At 72.5% G+C, this 23,827-nt stretch carries 21 protein-coding genes and 1 pseudogene; 9 read left to right on the plus strand and 13 right to left on the minus strand.

Annotated elements, in window-relative coordinates; genetic code table 11:
* Positions 1-45: 45 nt before the first annotated feature.
* Positions 46-654: a DNA polymerase ligase N-terminal domain-containing protein gene (locus tag AC1Z4A_RS00720; RefSeq protein ID WP_483675843.1), complete on the plus strand. Its 609-nt coding sequence runs from the start codon at positions 46-48 to the stop codon at positions 652-654.
* Positions 655-673: 19 nt separating this feature from the next.
* Here AC1Z4A_RS00720 and ligD read toward each other — a convergent pair whose 3' ends face one another.
* The 3 genes from ligD to AC1Z4A_RS00735 all read right to left on the minus strand — a co-directional run bounded on the left by ligD (position 674) and on the right by AC1Z4A_RS00735 (position 2,745).
* Positions 674-1,606 (minus strand): non-homologous end-joining DNA ligase, encoded by a 933-nt coding sequence (gene ligD / locus AC1Z4A_RS00725; protein ID WP_483675844.1) that lies wholly within the window; start codon positions 1,604-1,606, stop codon positions 674-676.
* A gap of 4 nt (positions 1,607-1,610) precedes the next feature.
* On the minus strand, positions 1,611-1,958 hold the full coding sequence (locus tag AC1Z4A_RS00730) for a thioredoxin family protein (protein ID WP_483675845.1): 348 nt from the start codon (positions 1,956-1,958) through the stop codon (positions 1,611-1,613).
* Between the two features lie 145 nt (positions 1,959-2,103).
* The gene (locus tag AC1Z4A_RS00735; protein ID WP_483675846.1) at positions 2,104-2,745 is read right to left on the minus strand and encodes an HhH-GDP family DNA glycosylase; all 642 of its coding nucleotides are present in this window, start codon (positions 2,743-2,745) and stop codon (positions 2,104-2,106) included.
* A gap of 316 nt (positions 2,746-3,061) precedes the next feature.
* Between AC1Z4A_RS00735 and AC1Z4A_RS00740 the strand changes: the two genes are divergently transcribed.
* Positions 3,062-3,262, plus strand: a complete 201-nt coding sequence (locus AC1Z4A_RS00740) for a hypothetical protein (RefSeq protein WP_483675847.1) — start codon at positions 3,062-3,064, stop codon at positions 3,260-3,262.
* Between the two features lie 248 nt (positions 3,263-3,510).
* A complete protein-coding gene (locus AC1Z4A_RS00745) occupies positions 3,511-3,666 on the plus strand; it encodes a DUF6131 family protein (RefSeq protein WP_483683464.1) in 156 nt (51 codons plus the stop codon).
* A gap of 39 nt (positions 3,667-3,705) precedes the next feature.
* Here AC1Z4A_RS00745 and AC1Z4A_RS00750 read toward each other — a convergent pair whose 3' ends face one another.
* Together AC1Z4A_RS00750 and AC1Z4A_RS00755 are read right to left on the minus strand one after the other, a co-directional pair.
* The gene (locus AC1Z4A_RS00750; protein WP_483675848.1) at positions 3,706-5,256 is read right to left on the minus strand and encodes an AMP-binding protein; all 1,551 of its coding nucleotides are present in this window, start codon (positions 5,254-5,256) and stop codon (positions 3,706-3,708) included.
* Positions 5,257-5,479: 223 nt separating this feature from the next.
* Positions 5,480-5,794, minus strand: a complete 315-nt coding sequence (locus tag AC1Z4A_RS00755; RefSeq protein ID WP_483675849.1) for a hypothetical protein — start codon at positions 5,792-5,794, stop codon at positions 5,480-5,482.
* A 459-nt stretch (positions 5,795-6,253) separates the two neighbouring features.
* On the opposite strand from AC1Z4A_RS00755, the gene AC1Z4A_RS00760 reads away from it, so the two are divergent.
* On the plus strand, positions 6,254-7,624 hold the full coding sequence (locus AC1Z4A_RS00760) for a phosphatase PAP2 family protein (protein ID WP_483683465.1): 1,371 nt from the start codon (positions 6,254-6,256) through the stop codon (positions 7,622-7,624).
* Between the two features lie 4 nt (positions 7,625-7,628).
* On the opposite strand, the gene AC1Z4A_RS00765 is transcribed toward AC1Z4A_RS00760, so the two are convergent.
* The 3 genes and pseudogenes from AC1Z4A_RS00765 to AC1Z4A_RS00775 form a co-directional block, all read right to left on the minus strand.
* On the minus strand, positions 7,629-8,852 hold the full coding sequence (locus tag AC1Z4A_RS00765) for a helix-turn-helix domain-containing protein (protein WP_483675850.1): 1,224 nt from the start codon (positions 8,850-8,852) through the stop codon (positions 7,629-7,631).
* A 295-nt stretch (positions 8,853-9,147) separates the two neighbouring features.
* Positions 9,148-9,375 (minus strand): hypothetical protein, encoded by a 228-nt coding sequence (locus tag AC1Z4A_RS00770; protein WP_483675851.1) that lies wholly within the window; start codon positions 9,373-9,375, stop codon positions 9,148-9,150.
* A 487-nt stretch (positions 9,376-9,862) separates the two neighbouring features.
* Positions 9,863-9,982 (minus strand): annotated as a pseudogene (locus AC1Z4A_RS00775) (TetR/AcrR family transcriptional regulator); the annotation flags it as partial.
* Here AC1Z4A_RS00775 and AC1Z4A_RS00780 point away from each other — a divergent pair.
* Positions 9,953-10,132, plus strand: a complete 180-nt coding sequence (locus AC1Z4A_RS00780) for a hypothetical protein (protein WP_483683793.1) — start codon at positions 9,953-9,955, stop codon at positions 10,130-10,132. The pseudogene AC1Z4A_RS00775 and the gene AC1Z4A_RS00780 sit on opposite strands and share 30 nt — an antisense overlap.
* A gap of 49 nt (positions 10,133-10,181) precedes the next feature.
* Here AC1Z4A_RS00780 and AC1Z4A_RS00785 read toward each other — a convergent pair whose 3' ends face one another.
* Positions 10,182-12,668 (minus strand): SpoIIE family protein phosphatase, encoded by a 2,487-nt coding sequence (locus AC1Z4A_RS00785; RefSeq protein WP_483675852.1) that lies wholly within the window; start codon positions 12,666-12,668, stop codon positions 10,182-10,184.
* Positions 12,669-12,933: 265 nt separating this feature from the next.
* On the opposite strand from AC1Z4A_RS00785, the gene AC1Z4A_RS00790 reads away from it, so the two are divergent.
* The 4 genes from AC1Z4A_RS00790 (at position 12,934) to AC1Z4A_RS00805 (ending at position 17,238) form a co-directional block, all read left to right on the plus strand.
* Positions 12,934-14,784 carry a bifunctional metallophosphatase/5'-nucleotidase gene (locus AC1Z4A_RS00790; RefSeq protein ID WP_483675853.1) on the plus strand — a complete coding sequence of 617 codons (1,851 nt, stop codon included), beginning with the start codon at positions 12,934-12,936 and terminating at the stop codon, positions 14,782-14,784.
* Between the two features lie 12 nt (positions 14,785-14,796).
* The gene (locus AC1Z4A_RS00795) at positions 14,797-15,114 is read left to right on the plus strand and encodes an acylphosphatase (RefSeq protein ID WP_483675854.1); all 318 of its coding nucleotides are present in this window, start codon (positions 14,797-14,799) and stop codon (positions 15,112-15,114) included.
* Between the two features lie 217 nt (positions 15,115-15,331).
* Positions 15,332-16,183 (plus strand): SGNH/GDSL hydrolase family protein, encoded by an 852-nt coding sequence (locus tag AC1Z4A_RS00800; RefSeq protein WP_483675855.1) that lies wholly within the window; start codon positions 15,332-15,334, stop codon positions 16,181-16,183.
* Positions 16,180-17,238: a class I SAM-dependent methyltransferase gene (locus tag AC1Z4A_RS00805; RefSeq protein ID WP_483675856.1), complete on the plus strand. Its 1,059-nt coding sequence runs from the start codon at positions 16,180-16,182 to the stop codon at positions 17,236-17,238. Before AC1Z4A_RS00800 ends, AC1Z4A_RS00805 begins: the two co-directional genes overlap by 4 nt.
* Positions 17,239-17,254: 16 nt before the next feature.
* On the opposite strand, the gene AC1Z4A_RS00810 is transcribed toward AC1Z4A_RS00805, so the two are convergent.
* Genes AC1Z4A_RS00810 through AC1Z4A_RS00825 form a run of 4 tightly spaced genes read right to left on the minus strand, consistent with a single transcriptional unit; the run spans position 17,255 to position 23,827 of the window.
* Complete coding sequence (locus tag AC1Z4A_RS00810; protein WP_483675857.1) at positions 17,255-18,415, minus strand: glycosyltransferase; 1,161 nt, start codon at positions 18,413-18,415, stop codon at positions 17,255-17,257.
* Complete coding sequence (locus AC1Z4A_RS00815; RefSeq protein ID WP_483675858.1) at positions 18,412-19,215, minus strand: alpha/beta fold hydrolase; 804 nt, start codon at positions 19,213-19,215, stop codon at positions 18,412-18,414. Before AC1Z4A_RS00815 ends, AC1Z4A_RS00810 begins: the two co-directional genes overlap by 4 nt.
* Positions 19,212-19,502: an acyl carrier protein gene (locus AC1Z4A_RS00820; RefSeq protein WP_483675859.1), complete on the minus strand. Its 291-nt coding sequence runs from the start codon at positions 19,500-19,502 to the stop codon at positions 19,212-19,214. Before AC1Z4A_RS00820 ends, AC1Z4A_RS00815 begins: the two co-directional genes overlap by 4 nt.
* The gene (locus tag AC1Z4A_RS00825; protein WP_483683466.1) at positions 19,499-23,827 is read right to left on the minus strand and encodes a beta-ketoacyl synthase N-terminal-like domain-containing protein; all 4,329 of its coding nucleotides are present in this window, start codon (positions 23,825-23,827) and stop codon (positions 19,499-19,501) included. The genes AC1Z4A_RS00820 and AC1Z4A_RS00825 overlap by 4 nt, the downstream gene beginning before the upstream one ends.

Consider the following 23,827-nt stretch of genomic DNA (forward strand, 5'->3'; position numbering starts at 1 on the left):
ACGGGCCCGCAGGCGGAAACCGCTCACCGTCGGAGAGGACGGGCCGTGACCTCGCGCAAAGGGCTCACCGAGTACCACCGCAAACGCGACTTCTCCCGAACTGCGGAACCGCGCGGCACTCGCAGTGCGGACCACGTCGGGGGACCCGGCTTCGTCGTCCAGATCCACGATGCCACCACCGTGCACTTCGACTTCCGGCTCGAGGTGGACGGCGTCCTGAAGTCCTGGGCCATCCCCAAGGGGCCCTCCAGTGACCCGCACGACAAGCGGCTGGCCATGCCCACCGAGGATCACCCTCTGGAGTACCGCGACTTCGAGGGGGTGATCGCGGAAGGCCAGTACGGCGCCGGAGCGGTCATCGTCTGGGACGAAGGCACCTACCGCAGCATGACCACCGGCCAGGACGGCGGAGAAGTCCCGATGGCGGAGGCCCTGCGGCGCGGCCACGTCTCGTTCTGGCTGGACGGACGCAAACTGCACGGGGGCTACTCGCTCACCAGAATGCGGGAAAGACGCGACGAGGCCTGGCTGCTGGTCAAGAAGAAGGACAAGCACGCCGCGGCACACGGAGCGCCCGATCCCGTCAGGGCCCGCTCGGTGCGCAGTGGCCGTACGCTCCGGCAGGTCGCCGAAGAGAGGGCGGGGCCGGACTGATCCGACCGGGCGCGTGGAGTCAGGCGGCTTGTTCGTCGGTCAGGGCCGTGAGCCGTCGTCTGGCAGCGGTCAGAGAGCGGCGGCAGCGGCTGAGGCCCTTCCAGACGTCGCCACGGTCGGCCAGGCGGTCGGGCAGGGTGCGCACGGTCCAGCGCTCAGGCCCAAGGTCCGGGTCGTCGAGTTCGTCCCAGTCGACGGGGGCCGCGACGGGCGCGTGCAGGCGGGCGCGCACTGCGTAGGGAGCGACCGACGTCTGGGCGTAGGCGTTGCGCTGGACGTCGAGGTAGAGGCGGCCGCGGCGTTGGTCCTTGCGCACGGCGGTGGTCAGCCTGTCCGGGTGGCGGGCGGCCAGCAGCTCGGCGACGTCCCGGGCGAAGGCCCGGGCGGTGTCGAAGTCGGTGCGCCGGTCGAGCAGGACCAGCAGGTGCAGTCCGCGGGAGCCGGTGGTCATGACGGCGGGGCGGAGCCCGAGTTCGGTGAGGAGATCGCCGAGGCGGCGCGCGGTCCACCGCACGATCCGGAAGTCGTCGGCGGGCGGGTCGAGGTCGAAGACGATCCGGTCGGGGCAGTCGAGGTGGTCCACGCGGCTGAGCCAGGGGTGCGGGGTGATGCACGCCTGGTTGGCGAGGTAGGCGAGGCCGGCGGCATCGTCGCAGACCGCCATGGTCACGGTCCCGCCTTCCTTGGGGACCTCGCGGCGGTGGATCCAGTCGGGGAAGTAGTCGGGCACGTCCTTCTGGATGAAGGATTTCCCGCGGTATCCGTCGGGGTAGCGTTCCATGACCAGGGGCCGGCCCCTGAGATGCGGGAGCATGACACGGCCGACGGTCCGGTAGTAGTCGACGAGTTCGGCCTTGGTGATCCCGTCCTCGGGGAAGAGTTCCTTGTCCGGGTTCGACAGAGCTACGCTGCGACCGCCGATGCGGAGCGTGTCCTTGGCTTTCGGGCTCATCGATTCAGTCGCCCGGGCCTGCCCCTGATGCGCCGGCCCTGCCGATCAGCTCGTGCAGCGCATCCGGATCGGGCGCGACGAGTTCACCGGTCTTGACGCCGTTGCGAAAGGCCATGAAGACGGGCACGGGCCCGACGCCGGCCTTCTGGGCGACGTCGAACGCCTCGTCCAGATCCACCGCGTAGAAGTCGACGCTGCCGGCGAATTCGGGGAGTTCCGAGAACCTCTCGAAGACCGGGCCGATGGCCCGGCAGAGATTGGCCCACGTCGCGCAGAAGCCCACCACCACGGCCTTGTCCCGCGCGATGGCGTTCTCGAACTCGTCCAGGCACGTCAATGGCGTGACCGCCATACTCTTCGACTCCTCGCAAGCGACCGGCACCACGGCGAGCAGCGGCTCTCCGGAAACCACCGTTCCACAAGCCGCGCTGCCACGCACGCCGACGAGGGCGCGGGACGGGGTGCCGGGGCCGTGTGAGCGGCGGTGCCCTGCGGTGTCATGCCGCCGCCCGTACGTCGTCGGCCACCGCTTCGTCCAGCGCCGCCCTGACCAGGCCGGCAGCCAGGGCAGGGGCCTCCTCGCGCTTCACCAGGCGCGCCAGCGAACGGGAATCGGCAGGCAGGCCGAGGCGCTCGGCGCCCTGGAGCGTCTTGGCGTCCAGATAGGGGTGGACCTCCGGCCAGATGCCCTGGACCTCGCGCAGGAAGATGTCGGCACCCGTCGGGCCGATGCCCGGAATCTCCGTGAGCACTTCGCGCAGCCGGTCGACGTCACCGTCGGCCTTCTTCCGCATACGCCGCACGTCGCCGCCGTAGCGCTCCAGCAACAGGTCGGCGCCATCGCCCAGTTGGGTCGCGGTGCGCTCGTCGTAGCGCCGGTAGCCGCCCTCCCCGAGGGCGTCCACCCGCTCCTGCCAGGTCGCGTCGGCCATCCGGCGGGCGTCCTTCATTCCCGCCCCGGCCAGGGCACGCGCCGTCTCGACGGCGACGGACGCACGGATCCGGGCGCTCAGCAGCATGGCCAGGACCAGGAGCCGGTACAGCGGCTGCGGGGTGTCCTTGAGCCGGATGCCCGCCTCCTCGGCGAACGTCTGCCCGTGGATGCGCAGCAGTGCCCGCACGGTCTCCTTGTCACTCACGGCTGCCCCGCCCCCCTCCCGGACCTGACACGGACACGATGGCCTCGCCTCCCGGTTCCAGTGTCTCCCTGCAGGGTCACGGGTGCCTCTCGGCCCCTGCACCGCACGAGCTGCCAGGCCGCTGGGCTTCCGGTACCCGCCCCGGCCGTGGTCGTGCGTGTCGGGGTCGTCTGTCACACACCTGCACCCCGTAACGCGCGCCCCGGACCGCACCGTGTGAAAGTGGGCCGAGCCGAATGCCCAAGGAGACCGGGACAACCCCCGGTGGTCGGTGGCACCACGCGGCGGGCTGCGGCTCGGAGAGGGAACGATCAGCATGAGCGACGCCCCGGATCACAAGCGTGAAAAGGCAGGACCGGCGCCGGATTCACCCGACGGCGCCTCGGGCTCCGAAGACGTCAAAGAGCTGGAAGAGCTGGCAATGCGCGAAACGGAGCGAGGCACGGCCGCCTCTCTGAACCGTGCGCTCGAGGCCGCCGAGCGAGCAGCCAGGCTGAGGCGCGACGGCCGGAAGTGACCCTGTTCCCCGAGCCGCGAGGCGGCGGGACGGCGCCCTGCGCGCGTGGCTGTCCCCTGCCTGTCCATCGGCACGTAGGTACGGACGGTAAGTACGGGCGGTACGCCGACCGGGGTCGGTCTGCCCTGACTTTCCTCAGCCCCTCATCGGGCATATTCTGAAATTTGAGAGTTGTGCCGACCGAAGGTATCGGGCGGCAAGAAGACTGTCTTTATTTGAAGAGGTTTACGGAATCTCAGGAGATCGTCGTGATCGCCCTAGGTCTCATACTTCTCATCATCGGTTTCCTCCTGGGCGTCAATATTCTGTGGACGCTCGGCGTCATTCTGCTCGTCATAGGCCTCGTTCTGTGGGTGCTCGGGTCTGTCGGTCATGCCGTCGGCGGTCGGCGTCACTATTGGTAGGAGTGGCGTTCACTGCGGAAGGCTGCCGGTCTCCGCGCCTCAGCCGGACAGCCGGGACCGCAGCAGCGCCTTGTCCGGCTTGCCCGCCGCCGTCAGCGGAATGGCGGGCACCAGGTGCAGGGTGCCGGGAGCGTAGAGGCGCCCCTTGCGGGCGGTGACGAAATCCCGGATCTCCTCCAGTGAGGGCCGCTGTCCGGCAGCGGGCACCACGGCGGCGTGGACATGCTCCACCGACTCCTCGTCCCGGATGCCGAAGACCGCGCACCGGTCGACGGCGGGATGGCTCAGCAGCAGGTCCTCCAGCTCCGCCGGATAGACATGGCCCCCGACGACCACAATCATGTCCTTGATCCGGTCCACGATGTAGAGGTAGCCGTCCTCGTCGAGATAGCCGACGTCACCGGTGTGCACCCAGCCGTCCCGCAGTACCTCGGCGGTCAGTTCCGGCTGCTTCCAGTAGCCGTGCATCATGTGCGGTGTGCGCACCTGTACTTCGCCCCGTTCCCCGGGCGGCAGAGTGGTGCCGTCGGCGTCCCGGATGGCGATCTCCACGCCCGGCATGGCCCGGCCGACCGTCAGCTGCCCGCCGTGGCCGGTCCGTTCCTGCTCCCCGGGGCCCGCTTCGGTGATGTACTGCGCCTCGGCCTGTCCGTACAGGCCGTAGAGCACGGGCCCCAGGGCCTCGGCCGCCTGCCGCAGCCTGACCGGGGAGGCGGCGGTGCCGCCGTAGGAGATGCGGCGCAGGCTGGACAGATCCGCCTTGGCCAGATCCGGGTGGTCCAGCAGCTGGTAGAGCAGCGGTGGCAGCAGCCAGGTGTGGGTGATGCGCTCTCGTCCGATCGCGGCCAGCATGTCCCCGGGCTCGAAGCCGTGCTGCAGGACCACCGAGCCGCCCTGGTAAAGCGCCATGTCCGCGAAGAGTCCGGCGAGGTGGGCGAGCGCGGTGCAGGCCAGATAGCGGGGCGGGTCGCCGGCGTCGGCGAGCCGGTGGTCCATGCTTCGCCGGTAGGAGCCATGGGTCATCCGGATGCCCTTGGGGATGCCGGTGGTTCCGCCGGTGTGCCGGATGCACCAGTCGTCGTCCGGGCCGGCCAGGCCGCCCATCGGCCGTGCCGGGCGCCGGGCGGCCATGGCCAGTACGTCCTCGGCGAAACCGCTCGGCCCCAGGGAGAGCACCGGGGGAATGCCGGGGAGCCGCAGCAGCTCCTCGGCGGTGGCGTGCCGTCGGGCGTCCACCAGCAGGAGGGAGCAGTCCACGCTCTCCATGATGCGGGCCATGGTCGGCGGGCTCATGCCCTCGTAGAGGCTGACCACCCGGGCACCGGCCAGATTGGCGGCATAGCGGGCGACGAGGGCCTCGGCGGTGTTGCCGGTGAGCAGGGTGACCGTGGTGCCGCGCTCCACCCCGTGCTCCGCCAGCTCCGCGGCGAGCCGGTACACCTCGTCCCGGAGTTCCGCCCGGCTGATCACCCGTCCCTCGGCGGTGGTGACGGCCGCCTGGCGCGGCTCGGCGGACAGCACGTCGAGGACGGCCTCCACATAGCTGCTGAAACCGTCTTGCGTTTCCGTGGCGGCTTGTCGCCGACTCATCGCTGTTCTCCCTGGTCGGAACCCGGTGGTCACCCTTGACGCTAGCGCCGCCCGATCATGCATTCCACGACCGTTTTCGCCATGTGCTCATGCCTCGCCGGGCATGAGCCGCTCCGAGGAGCCGGTGCGCCGGGCCGCCCGTCACCAGGGTACGAACGCGTCCCCCAAAGGCCGTGCCCTCCGGGTGTCCGCCCGGAGGGCACGAGGCGGAACCGCCTGCTCGTCAATGGGTGTACAGCCACCAGTAATAGCGGTAATCGTCGTGGTCGTATTCACGCTTGCACTTGTATTCGTGCCACTCGCCGTGGCTCTTCCCCTCCTGGCCCGCCTTCCGGCAGGAACTCTCGTCGGGGTAATGGCCGCGCTTGTCCCAGTGGCCCCTCTCCAGCTCGTCCCCCTGCTGGCCCGTGGCGCTGCTGGACGCGCTCGGGGACTCGTCCGACGGAGCCGCAACAGCCGCCCCCGCCGTTCCGGCCAGCATCAGCCCCGCCGTGACCGCCGCCACCGCCGGCGCGAGGCGGAAGGCCCTCGATTTCATGAGGTTCCCTCTCTCTTTGGCACCTGTCCTGATGGTGGGCGCGGAACGGCAGCCGCCGGAAGCCCGGTGTCCCGGCGTGCGGGAGCGGGATCCCGAGGACGTCCCGCGCGGGCGGGCCTGAACCTCACGCGGCGTGAGCAGGCAGGGTTGCCGCACGTCACGAAGCTCTGACCGCTACTTTGCGGCTGGGGATAGAGGGGTGGAGACGGAGGAGCCCGGTGTCCGGTCGTGCACTCGCTCGGGCCGGCCCGGCGTGTGCCGCGCCGCCCGGAACCTGATCCCGCAGGTCGTCGACCGCATCGGCTCGGGTGTGGCCGGCACGGGCACTACGGCCAGGTGCTCACCTGGCATGATCAGACTCTCGACGAGCACCCTCATCGCCCGCCCTTCACCGGAACACGCCATCCGCACGAAGAGCGACCTCTTCAATCGACGTCCAACAAATCGGTCAAACAATTGATGCCTATAGTATCGCGTGTGTTTTCGCGAATAAATTGCAGCAATAGGTTCGCCACGTGGCGTCAGCCACGGGCGGTCCTGTGGGCCACGGTGGGTGTGGTGGGCCTCGGATTCCTCATCGCGCTGGAGATCACCGCGCGTCGCTACGGCGTACGGGGACCGATGAGCGACCAGGTACGAGAGGTGATATTCGCCCCCAAACCGGGGCCGCTGTACGGCGGTCTGGCGTTGACGATGGTGGTGCTCACCTGGCGGCAACGGTTCATCGCGGCCGGTGCCGCGATCGGTATCGACGTCGTCTTCGTGCTGGTGCGGTGGGCGGTCGGCGCCAAGGTGGACGACGACCATTTCTTCGGCAACGGCGCATTGTGGGTGATGTTGGGCTGTGCAGTCATCGCTGTCACGCGCCGCACCGGCCGGGAACGCACCCTGCTGCTGAAGGGTGTCGGGCTGGGCCTGCTGCTGGTGGCCGGGCGCAAGACCGGTGATGCCTGGCTGCTCATCACGGCGAAGGCCCACCCGATGGTGCTCGACGAGTACGTGGCGACCGCCGATCACGCGCTGGGCAATCCGTCGTGGCTGGCAGGCCGGATTCTGAAGGCCACCGGTCCGATCGGCGACCATCTTCTCGGCGTGATCTACGCGCAGCTCGCGGTGGCCGCGGTCGTCGTCGCGCTGTACCAGCTGCGCAACGTGGCGGCCGAGCGCCGCTTCCCGCGCCACCACCTGGTGCGCACGTTTCTGGTGATCGGCCTCCTCGGGCCGGGCATCTACATGATCTTCCCGGTGGTCGGACCGGTCTTCGCCTTCGGCCCGGGCGCTTCCGGCACCGGCGGCGTGCACTGGGCGGTGGCCAACCTGTGGCCGCACACACCGCCGGCGATCACTACCCCGCACCCGGTGCCGTACGACGGGCTCACCCCTCGCAACTGCATGCCCAGCCTCCACACAGCATGGGCCACCGCGATCTTCATTCACTCCCGCAAGGGCCCCCGGCTTCTCCGATTCGCAGGGGCGTTCTGGCTGATTGCCACGCTCAGCGCAACGCTGGGATTCGGCTACCACTACGGCGTGGATCTCGTTGCCGGTGTGGTGTTCGCGCTCACGATCGAGACAGCCGTGCGCTCGCTCGACCGTGGCTGGGACCGGTCGGGAATCCAGCTGGTCGCTTACGGCGCAACGGTCTTCACTGCGCTCTTGGCGGCATATCGCTATCTGCCGATGGAGATGGCCGAACATCCGTGGGTGTTCGGACCGCTTCTCATTCTGGCGATGGCCTCAGTGGTCTACGGCTACGTACGAGCCACCAAACTGTGGGAGCCGAAGGCTGTACCAGCGCGGCAACCGGAACTGCAACCCGAACTGGTCTGAGGCCCTAGCCCGAAGAAGTGTTGCGGCGCTGCGCGAGGAGCTCATGTAAGCGTTCGCGCCGCTGGTGGCCTATGAGGGCCGGGTTGCTGAGGACGTCGTTGAACTGAGTGAGCACGTTGTGCAGTTCGTTTCCCGCGTCGTCGGGCTGCGTACCGGGCGGGCCGGCCTGTTCGTCCCCGTGGTCGGGGTCCTGGGTGGCCGCTTCCCACAAGGGCCGGAAGTGCTCGAGCGGGCCGCCCAGTACATGCAGAAGGGCGACGAGTTCGTCCCAGGTGGGAGGCTGGGTGCCCTCCAGGATGCTGGTGACGCGGTCGGACGGGATGCGCCACCGGGCGGCGACCGCGATGTCGTAGGCAGCGGGCTGCCCCGCCCGGATGTGGAGGGTGCGCAGCGCCGACATCAGGCGCGCCGGGCCGAAGAGGCGTTCGGGTTCGGTGATGATCTCGCCGGGCTTCGTCACAACGGGGGCGGGGACCTTCTCCTTGTCGCGGAGCCGCTCGCTTTCCCAGACCTTGCGCAGGATGGCGGGATCGGCGCCGCATGCGAGCGCGAAGCGTTCGGTGAGGGGCCAGGCGGGGACGCGCTCGCCGCTGAGGATGCGTGAGAGGTAGGACGCCGAGCAGCCGGCGCGGGCGGCGAGCACCTGGAGCTGGAGCTTGGAGGCCCTGGCGAGCATGGAGAGGACGGGGGCGAGCCGGTTGAACGCCGGGGTGTCGGGGGTGCGGGCGGACAAGGGGGTGTCCACCGAATCCGGCGGAGGAGCCGGGCAGCCCGGGGAGGGCGGCCGGCCGTAGAGGGCGCTGAGCGATGCGGGCGCGGCGGGCAGGTGGATGTGCTGGCTGAGGCGGCGCACGATGTAGGCGTCGGTGTAGCGGTGGCGGGCGGTGTCCTCGCTGACGTTGAGCAGCCGGCCGAGCCTGCTCCAGGTGACCCGGCGGTGCCGGGCGCGGCCGACCAGGCCGGCGGTGAGGCTCTCCAGCTGGGCGCGTACCTGCTCCGTCCTGCGCAGGGGCTCTTCTGCGTCGTAGGAGTTCAGGCTGCGCTGGATCTGGCGCACCTCTTCGAGGATGTCCTTGACGATCTCGGCGAGGATCTCGTCGGCGTCCGAGTTCCGGGCCGCGGCATATGCCGTCCGGTCGTAAGGGGCGGGTGGCCGGCGGCGCGGGAGTGGGGGCCGGTCTGCCTGCGCTGTGGTGTTCTGCCGGGGAACGGAAGCCGTCGCGGTCACGTTCTTCCTGATGCGGTAGGCGGCCTGACGGCACTGAGTGCTGCAGTACTTCTGGGGCCTGCCCACCTTGGGCTCGCTTCCGCTTCGCAGGGCCGTATTGCAGAACTGGCAAAAATTCATCCGTGCCGTCCTCGTGCTACGAAAAGGGTTCAGCCGGGGAAGTTCCGTCGCTGGTTTGGCTGGTGTGGACCATCATTTACGTCACGGGGTTAGGGAAGAATTCGTCGTTCTCCCGGATTTCGTCGTGAGCAGTCCGGGTGCCGGCCCTTGCGGGTCGGGCCGGCACCCGGCTCGGCTATGGCCGACAGGTGCGGCGAAGCAGGAAGCCGCCACCAGCGGCTCCGGCTGCGGTGATGGCTGCGGAGAGCGACTCCGGCGACAGGGTCAGCTCGATGCGGACGCCGGAGATCAGCAGAAAGCCGGTGGCAGGGATGGCCAGGAACCACGCAAGTGCGGGGTTGTCGGATTGGTTCAGACGACGGAAGGTTTCGTAGCGCCTGCTAGTGTCTGAGGCGTTGGACAAGCGGTGCCGAATCCGTTTGGCCGACCGGCGTCGGGGGGATCGGGCCATAGAGACCTCCGAATGTTCGAATTGCAGGAAGAGCGCGTGCAGGGGCCCGGATGAAGGTTTGGCGACCGTCTGGCACCCTGCACGCGCCTAAGCGTGACCCTAGCTTTACAGAGTGCGAAAAACGAATCGCACGAATCACGCATCCAGCACATTTCGCGGAACACTGCAGGACCGTCAGAGTTCCATCATAAAAATCCGGGATCAACTCACCGAATTTCTCCGAAGTCGTCCGCCGACGGCGGGCATATGCTACGGGCAGACCCCGCACCGAGCCTGTCGGCTCCATGGGCCGCCCGGCGGCAGGGGCCCGGGTTCCTCCCGGACCAACGAACGAACCCCGCCCCCGCTACGGCCGCCACACCACAACTCCGCCCGCAACGGCTTCGAGCCGCATCCGACGGCTCGGCACCGGGCCCGCCGACGAGTACGAGAGCGAGCCTCAGCCGGCGGCGAGGAGGCCGTCCACCAAGGCTCGGAGACCTTCCAGGTAGGTGTCCTCTGCGGTCAGCCCCGCCCAGCGGTCCGCGACTTGGGCCAGGCCGGGAAGCTCGTCCCGGTCACCGCTGCCGCGACCACCGGCGCCGCCCCGGGCGAGGCCGGCATGGCCGCCGGTCTCCTCAACAGCTCCCGTCAACTGGGCGGCTGCGTCGGCCTGGCCACGCTGGCCACCGTCGCCGCAGACAACCGACTGGAAGGAACCCCGTCATGACACCCACCACCGCGTCTGCTTCCGCAAGGCGGCTCGCCTCACCCCCCTTTCAGTCCTCCGAGAGCCCCCACAGCTCCGCCCCCAGCTCCCCGATGGCCGCCGACGGATCGGGCGACAGGTGCTGCTCGGTCCAGACCGTCTTGCCCTCGCGCCCGTAGCGCGTGCCCCAGCGCTCGGTGAGCTGGGCGACCAGAAACAGCCCGCGGCCGCCCTCGTCCGTGCTGCGGGCGCGGCGCAGGTGCGGGGAGGTGCTGCTGGTGTCCGAGACCTCGCAGATGAGCCGGGGGCCGCGGATGAGCCGGACGGTCACCGGCCCGCCCGCATAGCGATAGGCGTTGGTGACCAGTTCGCTGACGATCAGTTCGGTGGTGAAGACCATCTCGTCCAGCCCCCAGCCGCTGAGCTGCTCGGCCGTCAGCTCACGGGCCCGGCCGGCGGTGCTGGCCTCCGCGGGCAGGATCCAGGTGGCCACCCGGTCCGCCGTCAGCGTGCGGGTCCGCGCCAGCAGCAGCGCGACGTCGTCGCTGGGGCGGGCCGGTTGCAGCGCCTGCACCACCGCCTTCGACATCTCCCCCAGCGGGCGTCCCGGGTCGGACAGCTCCGCGGCCAGCCGCGCAAGCGCCTCGTCGATGTCGCCACCGGCCGTCTGGATGAGCCCGTTGGTGTAGAGGGCCACCAGGCTTCCCTCGGGCAGCTCCAGCTCCGCGGCCTCGAAGGGCAGGCCGCCCAGTCCCAGCGGCGGCCCGGTGGGGACCTGCGGGAAACTCGCCTGCCCGCCCGCGGTCACCACGATGGGCGGCGGGTGCCCGGCCCGGGCCAGGGAGCAGATGCGGGACACCGGGTCGTAGACGGCGTACAGGCAACTCGCGCCGGTCACCTGGTCGTTGACGTAGGGCAGGTTGCTGGCCTCCTGCTCCACGGCCAGCCGGTGGACGAGGTCGTCCAGGTGGGAGAGGATCTCCTCGGGTTCGAGGTCGAGGTCGGCGAGGGTGTGGACGGCGGTGCGCAGCCGGCCCATGGTGGCCGCCGCGTCGATGCCCCGGCCGATCACGTCGCCGACGACGAGGGCGACGCGGGCCCCGGACAGCGGGATGACGTCGAACCAGTCGCCGCCGACGCCCTCCGCCGCGCCCGCGGGGATGTACTGGTGGGCGACCTCGACGGCCGGGTGCTCGGGCATGTCGCTCGGGAGCAGCCGGGTCTGGAGGTTCAGTGCGGCCTGGTGCTCGCGGGTGTAGCGGCGGGCGTTGTCGATGCACAGGGCGGCGCGGGCGGCGAACTCCCCGGCGAGGGTGAGGTCGTCCTCCTCGAACGGCTCGGGGCGGCGGGCCCGCAGGAGGGTGACGAAGCCCAGGACGAGGCCGCGGGCGGCCAGGGGCACCATCATCACCGAGTGCAGGCCCAGGGCCCTGGCCTGCTCGGCCCGCTCCTGGGCCACGAACGCCAGGCCCTCGGGCTCCTCGACGCGGGCGACGAGGATGGGCTCCCGCTCGGCCAGGCACCTGCCCTGCGGGGTGTCCGCGGGGAAGTCGATCAGGCTGCCCACCGGGTGGAGGACCTCGGCCGCGCCCTGCACGTCCGCCGCGATCGCCACCCGGCACACCGGCCAGTGGGAGTCCCGGGCGGGTTCCTCGCCCCGGCTCACCGGCTCCAGCAGGTCGACCGCGGCGCAGTCGGCGAGTTCGGGGACGATCACCTCGGCCAGTTCCCGGGCGGTCGTGGTCACGTCGAGGGTGGTGCCGATGCGGGCGCCGGCCTCGTCGAGCAGCGCCAGCCGCCGCTGGGCGCGATGGCGTTCGGTGACGTCCTCGACCAACTGGGTGACGCCCAGGACCCGGCCGGACTTGGACTCCATGCGGAACGCCGAGACGGCCACGAACCGGTCCTGGGTGGGATCCATGAGCAGCCGGCAGCGCTGCTCGGTGAAGATCATCGGCCGTCCGGTCTCCAGCACCTTCCGCAGCCGGCCCTCCACCGTCGCGGTGTCCTCCGGCACCACGAAGTCACCGGTGCGCAGGCCCCGGATCTGCTCGGGGGTGGCGCCGCCGATCCGGGCGATGGCCCGGTTGACCCGCAGGACGGTCAGGTCGGGTGCGTGCACGGCCAGGCCGATCGGGGAGCGCCGGAACAGCCCGTCCAGCACGGACCGGTCGGTCTCCCACTGGACGACCTCCTCCGCTGGCGCGCCGACCAGGAACCACTCACGGCGGGAGTCGCCCCGCGTGACCATGTGGGCCCGGATCCCCATGCACATGCGGCTGCCGTCCCGGCACAGGACGGGCACCACGCCGAACCATCCCCGGCCCCGCAGGCACTCCCCCACCGCCTCCGCCACCTGCTCCCTGTCCTCCGGCGCGACCAGGAGGCCGGCCGCGGGCCGCCCGACGGCCTCCTCGGACCGGTGCCCGAGCAGCTGCTCGGCCCGCTCCCCCCAGCCGGTGACCGTCCCCTCGTCGTCCAGCACCACCGAGACCGCACGGCCCAGCGAGAACGGGTCCTCGGGACTCTCGCCGAAGAGCTTCAGCGGTCCGCTCATCACCACCTTCTCCCTCTCGCGGGGCCCTGGTGCGCCTCTCCTGCGGCGAGGACTCATGCCACGGACACGATCCTTCCGCCCCGGGCCGTGCTCCGCACGCCGTCGCGGCCGAACGAGGCACACCGAAGCCCGGCCGTGGCGGCACGGGGCGGCGGCGCGTTGCCCACGATCCCCGGCGGGCGTCCGGCAAGCTGTGGCGGTGAGCGAGCCGACCCACCAGCCGACCGGCACGGCACCCGGCACCCGGTCCCCGCAAGGGGGAACCGTGGCAGGTGACTTGGCACGGCGCGGATTCCTCGTGGCGGCCGGCGGCATCACCGCCTCGGCGGCCGGCCGACGGGCCTACGCCCGTCCCCGCGCGCGGAGCGGGGGCACGGCGGACTCGTACGTCAACGTCCAGCTGCTCAACATCACCGACCTGCACGGCTGTCTCCAGGCGGCCCCCGACGGCGACGACGTCATCACCGGCGCCGGGGGCACACACCACCACGTCGGCGGGGCCGCCCATCTGGCCACGCACCTGAAACGGCTGCGCGGCGGTCGGCGGAACTCGGTCTTCTTCGCCACGGGCGACCTCTTCTCGGGCTGGGAGTTCGACGCGACGGCCTTCGCCGACGAGCCCACCATCGAAGTGCTCAACCGCCTGGGGCTGCGCTTCTCCACCGCGGGCAACCACGAGTTCGACCGCTCCCCCGCCTTCCTGACCGCCCACATGGAACGCGGCGTCCCCTACCCGGCGGAGGGCCGCGACGGCTCCTTCACCGACTCCCGCGGCCACCGCTTCCACGGCGCGGACTTCCGCTACTACAGCGCCAACGTGGTCTGGGCGAAGACCGGGCGCACCGTGCTGCCCCCGTACACCATCGAGTGGGCCGACGCGGGCGGCGGGCGACGGCTGCCGGTGGGGTTCGTCCACCTGACCGTCACCGGCACCGAGCACTTCCCCGCCTCCTACCAGCCCGCGCTCACCACCCTGGACGAGGTCGCCACGGCCGACCGCTGCGCCGCCCGGCTCAGGGCCCGCGGGGTCAACGCCATCGTCCTGAGCCTGCACGACGGGGCCTTCGCCGGGACCGACTTCACCACCGGCAGCAACCCGTCCGGGCCCGCCCTCGACGTGGCACGCACCGTCTCCCCGGACATCGACGCCATCGTCACCGGCCACTGGCACCACCGCTTCACCATGATGGTGCCGGACCCGAACGGCGTCCCCCGGCCCTTCGTCGAGGCCGGCTGCCACGGCCAGCTCGTCAACGAGATCAACCTGCACCTCGATCCGCGCACGGGCAAGGTCGTCAGGGAGCTGACCACCTCCGTCAACCACCCCAACACCCGCGACGTCCCGCCCGACCCCGAGCTGAAGGCGGTCACCGACTACTGGGCCCGGCAGGCCGCCGCCCGCGCCGCGGCGCCCGTCGGCCGCCAGAGCGGCTCCTTCAACCGGCTGCGCACCCCGGCCGGGGAGAGCACCCTGGGCAACCTGGCCGCCGACTGGGCCCACTGGGCGGGCAGCCGTCCCCTCGGCCCGATGGACGACGGCAACATCCACCCCAACCGCCCCGCCGAGCTGGGCATGGTCGCCACCGCCCCGCGCACCGGCCCCTGCATCCTCGGCGACGACCTGGCCTACGACGCCGGGACGGCGGGTACCGTCGACTTCGGCCGGGCGTGGCGCGCCATCGGCTACGGGGACCCGATCCTCACCGTCACCGTCACGGGCCGGCAGATCCACCGGGCCCTGGAGGACCAGTGGTCCGGCCCCGAGGGCGAGCGGCGCTTCGCACCCCTGGCGGTGTCGCGCAACGTGCGCTACGCCTTCGACCCCACGGGCCGGGCCGGAGCGCGCGTCGACCCCGCGGACGTACTCATCGACGGCCGCCCGCTGGCCCTCTCACGCACTTACCGGCTGGCGGCCCCCGCGTACACCCTGCTGGGCCACGACGGCACCACCGCGTTCGCGGGCTTCCGCGAGCCGGTCCGGCACACCCGCGACCACGAGAGCTTCATCGCCTTCGTCAGACAGCACCGGGTCCTCGCCCCGGCGCCGCTGGGCAGGGTCCGGGTGAAGGGCTCCCGCGCCGGGGGGCGGGAGCAGCCGGTGGACACCGTACGTTAGGAGACTCCACGCATGTCCATGTCCATGCCTGAATCCGAGGAGAAGCCTCCTGTGATCCGTCAGCACGTCGTCGTCTCCGGCCTCGTCCAGGGGGTGTTCTACCGGGACACCTGCCGCACCGAAGCGCTGCGGCACGGTGTGGCCGGGTGGGTGCGCAACATGCCCGACGGGACCGTGGAGGCGGTGTTCGAGGGCCCCGCCGACGCGGTGGAGGCGATGGTCCGCTGGGCGCACCGCGGGCCGGCCCGTGCCGAGGTGCGGGACGTCGAGGTCAAGGAGGAGGCCCCGGAGGGGCTGACCGGCTTCGAGGTCCGCCCGACCGGGCCGTGACCGCAGACCCCGATCGCGCCGACGCAAGAATGTTCTTGTGCCTGTTGTGTTTTCGCACAGGTGTCGCCCATTAAGGTTGCACGGGACGGAGATGCCCCTGCGTCGCCGGGGGTGCGGTACGACAAGAGCCATACGCCCTGTCCGGCCTCAGCCCGTGGGAGCCGCCATGTCCGCCGTGTACCGCCGTCTCGGCCGAGCCCGTTGCGCAGTCCGTTCCATGACCGGTCGTCACCGGCGTTCCGGACTGGCGGCGGCCCTGCTGCTGTTCGCGTGCGCCGCGGGCCCCGCGCACGCCAACGGCGGCGGTCCGAAACCGGCGGTACGGTACGTGGCGCTCGGCGACTCGGCCGCGTCGGCGGCGGGCGTGCCCGTCCAGACCAGCCTGCGCTGCCTGCGCTCCAGCAACAACTACCCCAACCTGATGGCTCGTCAGCTCCATCCGGTCTCCTTCACCGACGTCACCTGCAGTGGCGCGAAGGCCGGCGCCCTCGGCTCACAGCTGGCCGCCCTCTCCGCCGACACCACCCTGGTCACGCTCACCATCGGTGCCAACGACATCGGCACCGTCCCCCTCCTCCTGCAGTGCTCCCTGCTCGGCGTGACCGTCCCGCACGGGCAGCCCTGCCGGGACCACTACCGGCGGGGCGGCGGGGACGAGATCGAGGAGCGCATCGAGGCGGCCGGCCCCAAGGTCGCGTCCGCACTCGACGCCGTCCACCAACGGGCGCCCCGCGCCCGCGTCCTGCTGGTCGGCTACCTCGACGTGATCCCCGACCCCCGGCACGGCGGCTGCCGCCCGCAGGAGACCTTCGCCGACGGGGACCTCGCCTACCTCGACGGCGTCGAGAACCGGCTGGAGGCCATGCTGGCCCGCACCGCGCACGCCCACCGCACCGTCTTCGTCGACATGCACCCGGCCAGTGCGGGGCACGACATCTGTGCCCCGGACGGCGTCCACTGGAGCGAGCCCCTGGTCATGACCGGGGCCGCCGCGCCCTTCCATCCCAACCTCCTGGGGGAGCAAGCCATGGCACGGGAGACACTCACCGCACTGCGGGGTTCCGCATGACCACTCGAGCCGAGGAGGTCGCCGCCCTCAGACCCCGCTACCAGCACGACCTGGCACCCGGCGTGGAACGGTTCTTCGAGGCCAGGCGGACGACCTGCCCCTGGTGCTCGTCCGACCGCCTGCACGAGCGGCTGCGCACCACCGACCTGATGCAGCACAAGCCCGGCACCTTCGTCATCGACGAGTGCCGGGCCTGCGGCCACCGCTTCCAGAACCCCCGGCTGACCCCGGAGGGCCTGGACTTCTACTACCGCGACTTCTACGACGGGCTCGGCAAGGAGGCCGCCGACCGCATCTTCAGCCGCTCCTCCGCGCTCAAGCGCAACCGCGCCCTCGCCGAGTGGCTGCGGCCCTTCACCGACCCGCGCCGCTGGCTGGACGTGGGCACCGGCCACGGCCACTTCCCCGAAGCGGCGCAGGACGTGTTCCCGCGGACCGCCTTCGACGGCCTGGACCAGGGCGAGGGAGTGGAGATCGCCGAGCGTGAGGGGCGCATCGAGCAGGCCCACCGCGGCTTCTTCACCGACCTGGCCCCCAAGATGGCCGACCAGTACGACGTGGTGAGCATGAGCCACTACCTCGAACACACCCCGGACCCACGCGAGCAGCTCCTCGCCGCCCGCACCGCGCTGCGCTCCGGGGGGCTGCTCTTCATCGAGGTGCCCAACCCCGAGTCCCCGTACGCCTCGTTGCTGGGCCGCTGGTGGATCCCGTGGTTCCAGCCCCAGCACCTGCACTTCATCACATCGCGCAACCTCCGGGTGGCCGTCGCCGAGCTGGGCTTCACCGTGATCACGACCGAGCGCGCGGCCGCCCACCGGCCGGTCGACCTGTCCATCGCGCTGGGGCTCCTCGCCTTCGACCTGCTGCCGCGGGGCGACGCCCCCTGGCACCCGAAGCCGCCGAACGCCGTGGCCAGGGCGGTCCGGCAGGTGGCGCTGCCGGGCGTCCTGGCCGCCTTCGTGGCCACGTACGGCCTCGACCAGCTCCTCGCCCCGCTCGTCCGGCGCACCAACATGTCCAACGCCTACCGGCTGATCGCACGAAAAGACTGAACCAGGGGGCCGCGGATCACCCCCGGGCGGCGAGCCGCTCGAGGTGGTCCGCGGCCGCCGCGGCCCCGCCCGCGGAGCGCAGGGCGTCCCGCAGGCGCAGGGCCGCGGCCCGGTACGGCTCCTCCCCCAGTACGGCGTCCAGCGCCGCCCCCAGCCGGGTGCGGTCCGCGCGGCCGAAGCGCACCCGCACCCCGGCACCGGCCGCCGTGACCTGGCCGGCCACCACGGGCTGGTCGTCGCGGATCGGGGCGACGACCAGCGGGACGCCGTGCCACAGCGACTCGGCGACGGTGTTGTGACCGGCGTGGCAGACCACCGCCGACGCCCTGGGCAGCAGGGCGAGTTGGGGAATGCGCCGCAGGGCGAGGACATCGCCGTCCACGGTGCGGCCCAGCACCCCGCCCGGGTCGGCTATCACGGCCTGGACGCGGAGCGCCCGTTCCCGTACGGCCGCGGCGCACTCCGTGAGGAACCGGTCCCCGGCGTCGGCGTTGACGGTTCCCAGCGAGACCAGGACCGTCGCCCGGCCGGCATCGAGCCACGACCAGGGGAAGTCCGGGGCCGGGGCCGGCCGCGCGGGCACCGCGGGCCCGACGCACCGCGCCCCGGGCACGGCGGCGCACTCGCCGGCCAGTTCGGGGACCGAGAAGACCAGGACCAGCTCCGGGGAGAAGCGCGGGTCGTGGGTGGCCGCGGGGTCGCCCAGCCGCTGCCGCAGTCCGGCGAGGAGCCTGCGGATCCACTCCTCGACCTTGGGCAGCGCCGCGACGGCCCCGGTGAACTCGGCGGAGGTGGTGGCGGAGGTCGCCCAGCGGATGCCGAGCCGCTCGGCGGCCAGGGCACCGGCGAGGGCCTGCTGGTCGGCGACCAGGACGTCCGGGCGGAAGTCGGCGACGGCCCGCTCCGTGCCCGGGGCCATCGCCTCGGCCAGCGGCACCAGGAAGTCCTCCCACAGGAACCGCAAGGCGGCCACGCCGCGCAGCCCGGGCAGCCGCCGCACACCTTCGGGCACGTCGCAGGCGTACGTCCGGGCCCCGGGACCGGCCGCTTCGGCGATCAGCTCCGGCAGTCCGGCCCAGGCCACGCGGTGGCCCCGGGCGGTCAGTTCGGCGCCGACCGCGGCCGCCGGGTTGAGGTGTCCGGTCAGCGGCGGGACGACGAAGAGGAATCGGCTCATCGCACCGGCTCCGCCCGCAGTTCCCGGTGGCCCGCCCGCACCCAGTCGAGCAGCAGCGGGGTGACGGTCCCGGGGGTGCCGACGAGGACGGAGTGCCCGTGGTCCGGGACCGTGACCGTGCGGCAGAGCGGCAGCAGGGTCTGCAGCGCGGGTGCCGTCGCGGCGAGATCGGAGTTCGCCCCGTAGACCGCGAGCACGGGTACGTCCAGCGAGCGCCAGCGGTCCTCGGCCGGGATGCGGCTGGCCGCGATGTCCTCGGGCAGGGTGGTGTCGTGCAGCAGGCGGCAGGACCGGCGGACGAGACGGGCCGCGTGACTGCCGTACGTGGCCTCGATCCACGGGAGCGTGCGCGCGTCGCGCAGCCGCAGGGCGGAGCCGCCGAGCAGCACTCGCATCTTCTTCGCCCAGGCGGCGGTGGGCGGTTCGGACTCGACGAGCACGAGCCCGGCGACGCGGTGCGGGTGGGCGAGGGCGTAGTCGAGGGCCACGGTGCCGCCGAAGGAGTTGCCCACGAGATGGACGGGCCCGTCCTCGCCGAGCGTGTCCACGAGCTTGGCGAGGTCGGCGGTGAAGTCCTCCAGCCGGTAGCCGGTTGGGGGCCGTTCGCTGCGGCCGTGGCCGCGCTGGTCGTACATCACCGCGGTGAACCCGGCGGCCGCCAGCCGGGGGCCGACGGTGAAGTAATAGCTGGTGAGGTTGTCGGTGGCGATGCCGTGGACGAGGACGACGGTTCCGCGGCGGCCCGGCCCGCCCAGCCGCTCGACGTTCAGGCGGACGCCTCCCGCCCGGAGCGCGGTCACCGCAGGCTGTCCACGATGTAGTGGACCAGCCGCCCGACGGTGAGGCCGATGATGTCGGGGAGTTCGAGGGAGGCGAAGAAGGCGGGGAAGTCGACGCGTTCGCCGTAGCGGGCGCGCAGCTCGCCGGTGAGGGTGACCAGGTCAATGGACTCGAGGTCCAGGTCCTCCACGAAGCGGGTGCCCATGCCGACGTCCGCGGCCTCCAGCTCGAACTCGTCGAGCACGGCGCGCAGGACGTCGGTGACCTGGGTCAGTACGGTGGTCTCGTCGACGGTCGGGCTGGTCATGGGTGATGCTCCTCGTGGTCCTGGGTCCAGGCGACGATGTAGGTCCTGGGCGGCAGATCGGGGGGATTGCCGACCCGGGTGAGGCGGACGGGGTACGTCCGGCGGGAGGGTGCCCGCACGTGCAGCCGGCCGGGGCCGGCTTCGCTGACGACGAAGTCGTGGGGGCGGCCGCCGAGCCCCGTGCCCTCGGCCTTGGCCGCGGCCTCCTTCGCCGCCCAGAACCGGGCGAACTGCTCCGGCCCGCCGCCGAGGCGGTGGAACAGTGCGCGTTCGGCGGGGGCCAGCGCGGCGTCGTACGCCGTCTCCGGGCGGTGGGCGATCTCCTCGATGTCGATGCCCACGGGGGTGCCCGCGGGGCGTACGAGGGCGACGGCCGCCTCCTTGCGGTGGGCGAGCGAGAGCGCCAGCGGCGGCAGCGCACGGCCGTGCACGCCCTCGGGGCGGGGCCGCCCGCCGGGCTCGTTGCGCACCCGGATCTCGCCGGGGAAGACCGGGCCCTCGCCGTGCTGCCAGAGGTGGCGGCGCACGGCGTCCTTGGCGGCGATGCGGCCCAGGAGCCACTGCCGTCTGCCGCGTGGCGGGTGGGCCGCGTAGCGGTCCCGTTCCTCTCCCGCGAGCTGGTTGCGCATCATCAGCTCGCGGGAGGCGGGGTCGGGCCAGCGCTCGAAGACCAGGTGCCAGCCGCCTGGCTGTTCGGCGGAGAGCGTGCGGCGGTCCGGCCGGCGCTGGACCGCGTCGGTCGCGGGCGTCGAGTCGAAGCGGCGGTCGCGCCAGCCGCGGATCTCCGCCCAGACCGTGCCGCCGAGGGTGAGCTGGACGTCCGCCTCCAGCTCGGTGTCGCCGAGCGCCGTGATGCGGATGTGGCAGTCGAGGCGGGTGCCGGGCCCGGGGTGCGGGCCGTGGAAGGCGGCCTCCCGGACTGCGACGGGGAAGACCACGGTGCGCTCGCGGTGGGTGGCCATCAGCCAGTAGCCCAGCAGCTGGCCCACGTTGTCGAGGAGCGCGCCGGGGGCGGGCGGCGTGGTGAGCACGCCGCGCACATGGCGGTCGCCGAGCGCGGTGATCTCCTCGACGCCGCGGAAGAGGGGGCCGTGGAACATCCACCGCTCGTCGTACATCTCCCGCGCGGCGACCGGGGGCGGGGTTTCCTGCGCGGGGCGGGGCCAGGGCGCGGGGGGCGGGGGGTAGGCCCCGGCGACGCGCACCTCGGCGCGGGCGCAGGCGCCGAACTCCACGCCGTACCAGCCGTCCTGCCCGGCCGTGACCGCGATGTGCGTGTCGACGGGGGGCGCGGCGACGGCCCACTCGAGGAAGCGGGCGCCGCGCAGGACGACGGGCGTCCCGGCGGTGGTGACGGCGTCCATCATGTGCTGGACGATCGTCGTGGCGGGGACGACGGGCCACCGGTCGGTGAGGTCGGGCCAGTTGGGGCGCTGGGGGAAGAAGCAGTGGTCGAGGAGGTACGGCATGCTGTCCACCCCGATCCGTACGGGGATGCGGGTGACGGATGGTGCAGCAGGGAGCCGGTGCGCGGTGGGGGTGTCCGCGGCCGCGAACAGGGCGGCTGCCGTGGCGGCCGTCTCGGTGAGCAGGGCGTCCAGTTCGGCCGCGGCGGGGTTGTTCGGGCTCAGGGCGGCGAGCGGGGCGGCGGTCACCGGGCCGGGGCCGCGCAGGCTCCGGCGCAGCCGGTCGCGGGCCGCCGGGGCGAGGGAGACCGGGCCTGCACCCAGCTCGATCCGCGTTCCCGGCCGGGGGTCCAGGAGTGCCGCGAAGTCCGGTTCCGCACCGGCCGTCCACAGCGCTGCCGCGGCCCGGCCGAGCTGGGCGAGGCCGGTGCGGCGGGGGGAGCCGGCCGAGACGGCCAGGTGGGTGCGGCCCGCGAGGGTGTCGCCGACGAGGGCCGGCAGCTGGCCCGTGCCGAGCTGGACGAAGGCCCGGCAGCCCGCCGCATACATCGCCTCGGTGAGCTGCCGGAAGCGGACGGGTTCGAGGAGGTGGCGCAGGAACAGCTCGCGGACGGCGGCCGTCTCTGCCGGGAAGGGCGCGGCCACCGTGCTCGACCACACCGGGACCTGCGCCGGACGCAGGGTGAAGCGGAGGGTCTCCTCGCGGATGGGCGCCAGGTAGGGGGCCAGCATCGGGGTGTGGAAGCCCGACGCGAAGGGCAGCACCTGCCCGAGCACGCCGTCGGCGCGCAGGTGTGCCGTGAGCGCCGCCACGTGTGCGTCAGGTCCGCAGACGACGGACTGGTTGGGAGCGTTGTCGTGCGAGAGCACGACTCCGGGGAAGCCGGGCAGCGCGGCCTCGACCTGGGCCGCGGGCGCCCCGAACGCGGCGAAGGCGAGCCCGGGGACCTTGAGCGCCCCGGGGTCGAAGTCGCGCAGGAAGGCGTCGACTTCGTCGTCCGCGAACATGCCGCCGACGACCATCGCGGTCCACTCGCCCACGCTGTGGCCCGCGACGGCGTCCGGGGTGACGCGGATGCGGTGCAGCGCGGCCGTCAGGAGCCTGCCGATGCCGACGACGGCGGCGCCGTGCTCGGCGACGTGCCCCACGCGGGCGTCCTGCCAGGCCGGGCGGGGCAGCCCGAAGCGCCGGGCGACATCGTCGACGCGGGGGTGGAACTCGGCCTCCAGACCGGGGAAGAGGAATGCAATCTTCCCGCCCGCGGGCCCGAGCAGCGGGGCCGGTGCGAACCACACGTCGCCGCGCCCGCCCCAGCCGCTCCCCCGCCCCACGACCTTGCGGGCGAGGGCCAGCCGTTTCGCGGTCGGCCCGGCCACGGCCAGCCGGGCCGGGCCGTCGCCCGCCGTCCCGCGCCCGCGCAGCGCCGAGTCGTCGGCGTCCAGCAACTCGGCGAGGGTCCCCGGGCTGCCGGCGGCGAGGCGCAGCAGCGGCTCCGGCTCCGTGACGGCCAGAGCCGGTCGCCCGCCGGTGCGGCGAGCCGCCGCCACCGGCGCCTCCTCCAGCACCACATGGGCGTTGATGCCGCCGAAGCCGAACGCGTCGACGCCCGCCCTCCGCACCTCCGCCTCCCACGGCCGGGCCGCGGCCAGCGGGCGGAACCGGGTGTCCAGCAGCGCCGGGTGCGGATCCTCGCAGTGCAGCGTCGGGGGCAGCACGCCGTGGTGAACCGCCAGCGCCGCCTTGATCAGCCCGGCCGCGCCCGCCGCGGGCATCGTGTGCCCGATCATCGACTTCACCGACCCGACCACGGCATCCGGCCCACGCCCGGATCCCCCGAACACCTCGGCCATCATGGCCATTTCGGCCCGGTCGCCGTTGGGGGTGCCCGTGCCGTGGGCCTCCAGGAGCCCGAGCGATCCGGGGCGCGCGGGGTCCAGCCCCGCTGCCGCCCAGGCGAGCCGCACCGCGCGTACCTGCCCGCCCGGATCCGGGTTGACGAGCGAGGCGGCACGTCCGTCGCTCGCGATGCCCACGCCCCGTACGACCGCATAGACGCGGTCCCCGTCGCGCCGGGCGTCGGCGAGCCGCTTGAGCACCACGACGCCCGTGCCCTCCCCCATCAGCACGCCGTCCGCGTCCTTGTGGAAGGGGCGGCTGCGCTGGGTCGGCGACAGGGCCCGCAGCTGCGCGAACACGCTCCACAGGGTGATGTCGTGGCAGTGGTGCACCCCGCCCGCGAGCATGACGTCGCACCGCCCGGCCAGGAGTTCGGCGACCGCGTGGTCGACGGCGACCAGCGAGGACGCGCAGGCCGCGTCGACCGTGTACGCGGGGCCGCGCAGGTCGAGGCGGTTGGCGATGCGCGACGCGGCGAAGTTCGGGACGAGGCCGATGCCGGGCTCGGCGCCGTGCGGGCCCAGCGCGTCGAGGAAGGCCGTACGCACACCGTCGAGCCGTTCGCCGTCGAGTTCGGGTATCAGCTCCCGCAGGGTGCGCACGAGCTGGCCGCAGGTGCGCACCCGCTGGTCGAGGCGGGCGAGGCCCGCGGTGAGGTAACCCCCGCGGCCCAGCACCACGCCGGCCCGGGAGCGGTCGCCGGGCAGCTCACCGCCCGCGTCCGCGAGCGCCGCGGCCGCGGTGCGCAGTGCGATCAGCTGATCGGGCTCGGTCGTCGCCACCGCATCCGGCATGATCCCGAACGCCGCCGGGTCGAAGCCGGTGACGTCGTCGACGAACCCGCCGCGCCGGCAGTAGATCGCGGCGGCCTCGCGGTCGCCTGGGTCCCAGCGGTCCGGCGGGACGTCGGAGATGGCATCGACGCCTCCGGTGAGGTTGTGCCAGTAGGCGTCGAGGTCGTCGGCGCCGGGCAGGGTGACCGCCATGCCGACGATGGCGACGGGTTCGCCGCGCCCCGCCAT

It is taken from the genome of Streptomyces sp. 17_S59 (assembly GCF_056930295.1).